This window comes from Pantoea sp. ME81 (assembly GCF_903970985.1).
GTDB lineage: Bacteria > Pseudomonadota > Gammaproteobacteria > Enterobacterales > Enterobacteriaceae > Pantoea > Pantoea communis.
The window spans coordinates 1-4,399 of sequence record NZ_CAJCKS010000278.1; the positions used below are offsets into that span (position 1 = coordinate 1).

Annotated in this window: 3 protein-coding genes and 1 pseudogene; all 4 read left to right on the forward strand. The window is 56.0% G+C overall.

Annotated elements, in window-relative coordinates; genetic code table 11:
* Positions 1-223 (forward strand): annotated as a pseudogene (locus tag H7A81_RS26080) (hypothetical protein); the annotation flags it as partial.
* Positions 224-649: 426 nt separating this feature from the next.
* Positions 650-838: a hypothetical protein gene (locus tag H7A81_RS26085; protein WP_058961818.1), complete on the forward strand. Its 189-nt coding sequence runs from the start codon at positions 650-652 to the stop codon at positions 836-838.
* A 199-nt stretch (positions 839-1,037) separates the two neighbouring features.
* Entirely contained in the window at positions 1,038-2,174 is a 1,137-nt protein-coding gene (locus H7A81_RS26090; RefSeq protein WP_097118004.1) for an efflux RND transporter periplasmic adaptor subunit, read from the forward strand.
* Between the two features lie 9 nt (positions 2,175-2,183).
* The coding region (locus H7A81_RS26095; RefSeq protein WP_182059206.1) for an efflux RND transporter permease subunit at positions 2,184-4,399 on the forward strand (2,216 nt) is incomplete at its 3' end.

Genomic DNA, 4,399 nt, shown 5'->3' on the forward strand with positions numbered 1-4,399 from the left:
GAACTTCAGTACTCACGGGGCGTGCACTCGTTCCCAGCAGACGGCGCGTCCGAGCTATCCTGAGGTGGCGCTGGTGGTGATGGTCAACCATCCGACGGCGGGCGATCACTTTGGTGGTTCGGTAGCGGCGCCGATTTTCGGCAGCATTATGGGGCCGGTGTTGAAGCATATGAACATTGCGCCTGACGCCATTTACAGCAAACCGACTTCGGATAAATCTTAGTAAAATCAGGATGTAACTGCCGTGAGGTGCTTTTCACACCTCGTTGCATTTCGCCGAATTCCGTTGCGATTTGCGGCTGTTTTCTCACACCACTTTCGGCGACGATAAAAGTCCCAGAGGTATTGATTGGTGTGAAGATCGGCTGCTGCGGCAGCAATACCTGTCTTCAGGTATTCACCCTGTTCGGTTGCACCGACCCACGCGGATGCGTGGGTTTTTTTTGCCTGAAATTCAGCACTCAGCGAACTCGCTCACACCTCTTGTCTGAGTCTTAACACTTCCCCGCCAACATAAAAATATCTTGCCGTGTAACCTGTATGTAACGCACCGCGATGCCGCATTCCATTTCGGTTCGCCAGCCCCTTGCCGTGTTGGTAGCGCGGCTTTGGGGCGTTTTTTTATTGCCATTCGTTGAGGTGTGACCCGATGCCAAAAACCAAAGACCGAACGCCAAAAGGCGAGGGCCGCTCCACGGCGTTTCAGTTACGCATTCATCCGGAGTTGCATGACCAACTGCGCGAAGTCACCGAAGATGAAAACATCACGCTATCGTGCTGGTTGAAAGATTTGGCGCGTCGCGAACTGCGCCGTCGCGGGATCGAGCCGAAAGGGTAAACCTGTTGCTCTGCATGGCGGTAAAAAACCCGCAAAAAGCTAATTTTCACAGCCATTTATGGCACGAAAGGTTTACCATTTTCCTTTGGAAAATATATTTTACGCAACCTTAACAACCGCCTTATCACTCCCTCCCTACAATGATTTTTTGCATGTCATCACATCAGTGACTATCCCTCCTTTCATCCAGAGAAAAATTATGCGCCTGAAACTTCTTTCTGCCAGCGTGGTGTTTTTACTGGCAGCCTGTGACCAGGGCGGAGCAAAGCCCGCTGCATCCGCGACACCCCAGGTGGGTGTCATCGCCCTAAAATCTGAGCCCGTAACGTTGGTGACACAACTGCCTGGCCGCACCACGGCGGTCCGCACCGCACAGGTGCGCCCACAAGTCAGCGGCGTGATCCAGAAAATCCTGTTTACCGAAGGCGGCGAAGTGAAAGCGGGTCAGCCGCTCTATCAGATCGATCCGGCGACCTATAAAGCCGCTTACGACAAAGCGATGGCGACCTGGCAAAACGATGCCATGGTGGCAAAACGCTATCAGCCGCTCGCTTCTGCGCATGCCATCAGCCAGCAAACTTACGACGATGCCGTCGCGGCAGAGCGTGAAGCACAGGCCGATGTGGAAACCGCTAAGGTCAATCTCGATTACACACTGGTGAAGGCGCCGATCTCCGGACATATCAGCCGTTCGCTGTATACCGCCGGTGCGCTGGTGACTAACGGCCAGACCGACTATCTCGCCACCATTACCCAACTTGATCCGATCTATGTTGATGTCAGTGAATCCTCTACCGACCTGCTGCGTCTGCGCCGAGCCTTAGCCGACGGTAAGATCGCCAAAGTGGATGACAACACGGCGGCGGTCGGACTCTCTCTGGAAGACAACAGCCAGTATGGGCAGCAGGGCAAACTGGCGTTCTCGGAAGTGAACGTCGACACCGCTACCGGCACCGTGGTGCTGCGTGCGGTGTTCCCGAACCCGCATAATGAACTGCTGCCAGGCATGTATGTACACGCTAGCTTCCCGCAGGGCATTCAGCAGCAGGGGATTCTGGTGCCGCAGGAGTCGATCATGCATGACACCAAAGGCCAGCCGTATGTTTACGTGGTGAAAAGCGATAACACCATTGAGCAGCGCAGCATTCACACCGGCGAGATGATCAAAGGTGAATGGCTGGTGACCTCCGGCCTGAGCGAAGGTGAAAACGTGGTGGTGAACAATCTGCAAAGCGTGCGTGCTGGGGCGAAAGTCACCACCACCGCCGCCAACACCCATGACACGCCATCTGCCAACGCTGTCAGTCTGTCGATGACCGACGCAGCAGCGCAATAAGGGGGCGGCATGTCGAAGTTTTTTATTGAACGTCCCATCTTTGCCTGGGTTATCGCGATTATCGTGATGCTGGTGGGCGGGATTGCGGCCATCAGTTTGCCGGTCAATCAGTATCCCAATATCTCCCCACCTGCGGTGTCGATCTCGGTGACTTATCCGGGGGCCAGCGCCGAAACCACCCAGAACACCGTGGTGCAGGTGATTGAGCAGCAGTTGAACGGGTTGGATGGCTTGCGCTATCTGGAATCGAGCAGTGCCTCGGACGGCAGTGCGCAGATCATCGCCACCTTCAACCAGGGCATCAATCCGGATATCGCCCAGGTGCAGGTACAGGACCGTGTCTCGCTGGCGGAATCGCAGTTGCCAACCGACGTGACCCAGCAAGGGATCCGCATCCGTAAGTACCAAAAGAACTTCATGATGGTCATCGGGCTGATCTCCAAAGACGGCAAGCTGAGCAACGGCGATCTGGCCGACATGCTGGTATCGAAACTGGAAGACCCGATCTCGCGTACGCCGGGTGTCGGTGACTTTATGGTACTGGGTTCGGAATATGCCATGCGCATCTGGCTCGATCCCGCCAAACTGTACAAGTACAACCTGATGCCGAGCGACGTCACCACCGCCATTGATAACCAGAACGTGCAGGTGTCATCCGGTTCACTCGGCGGTTTACCAACCATTCAGGGCGCGAAAACCCAGGCCACGGTGCTGGGTAAAACCCGCTTCACCACGGTGCAGCAGTTTGAAAATGTGCTGTTGAAAGTGAACAGCGATGGTTCGCAGGTGCGTTTGAAAGACGTTGCCAGCGTGGCGCTCGGTCCGCAGAGCTACGGCATTGACGCCACCATGAACGGCAAGCCCGCGGCAGGTATCGCGCTGCGTCTGGCCACCGGGGCGAACGAACTGGATACCGCCAAAGCGGTGCGTCAGACCATAGCCGATCTGAAAGACTCACTGCCGGATAATGTTGAAATTCAGTATCCGTATGACACTTCGCCAGTGGTCAGCGCCTCGATTGAAGAAGTGGTGAAAACGCTGATCGAAGCGGTGGTGCTGGTGTTCTTCGTCATGCTGCTGTTCCTGCAAAACCTGCGCGCCACCCTGATTACCACCCTGGTGGTGCCGGTGGTGTTGCTCGGTACCTTCGGCATCCTGTCGGCCTTCGGTTACAGCATCAACACCCTGACCATGTTCGGTATGGTGCTGGCGATAGGGCTGTTGGTGGATGATGCCATCGTGGTGGTGGAGAACGTCGAGCGTGTGATGCACGAAGAACATCTCGATCCGAAAACCGCCACCATCAAGTCGATGCAGCAGATACAGGGCGCACTGTTTGGTATTGCGCTGGTGCTGTCAGCGGTGCTGCTGCCAATGGCGTTCTTCTCCGGCTCGACCGGGGTGATTTATCGCCAGTTCTCGATCACCATTGTGTCGGCGATGGCGCTGTCGGTGATCATGGCGCTGATCTTTACCCCTGCACTCTGTGCCACCCTGCTCAAGCCTTCGGCGGCTGAGCACAAGACCACCGGTTTTGCTGGCTGGTTTAACCGTAAGTTCGACAGCGGCGCGATGCACTATACGCGCGGCGTTAACAACGTTATTTCCCGTCGCGGCCTGTTCCTGGTGATCTACCTGGTGATCGTCGGCGTGACGGGCTTTTTGTTCACGCGTGTGCCGACCACGTTCCTGCCTGCAGAAGATCAGGGCTTGATGATGGTGCAGATGACGCTGCCGGTGAACTCCTCTTCACAGCGTACGCAGCAGGTGATCAACGATCTCAATGACTACCTGCAGAAGAATGAAGCCTCAGTGGTCACCACCACCTTTGGCGTGGCGGGCTTTAACTTTGCCGGTCGCGGCCAGAGTAACGCCATGGCCTTCGTGCGCCTGAAGGACTGGAGCGATCGTACCCACAGCGGGCAAAGCGTACAGGATCTGGCGAACCGGGTGATGGCGCATTTTGCCAACTATAAAAACGCCAAAATCTTCGCCATGGTGCCGCCTGCGGTGATGGAGCTGGGTAACGCCACTGGCTTCGATCTCTATCTGCAGGATACGGGCGCGCACACCCATCAGCAGATGATGGATGCCACGCACCAATTAATCGATCTGGCCAACAAAGATCCGCATCTGGCGCAGGTGCGCATGAACGGACTGGAAGATGAGCCGCAGTATCAGCTGGAGATCAATGACGAGAAGGCCAGCGCGCTGGGTCTGAGCAT

Bases quoted from the DNA above. Each gene is read 5' to 3' on its own strand.
- H7A81_RS26085 (WP_058961818.1), top strand. From the start codon at position 650: ATGCCAAAAACCAAAGACCGAACGCCAAAAGGCGAGGGCCGCTCCACG.
- H7A81_RS26090 (WP_097118004.1), top strand. From the start codon at position 1,038: ATGCGCCTGAAACTTCTTTCTGCCAGCGTGGTGTTTTTACTGGCAGCC.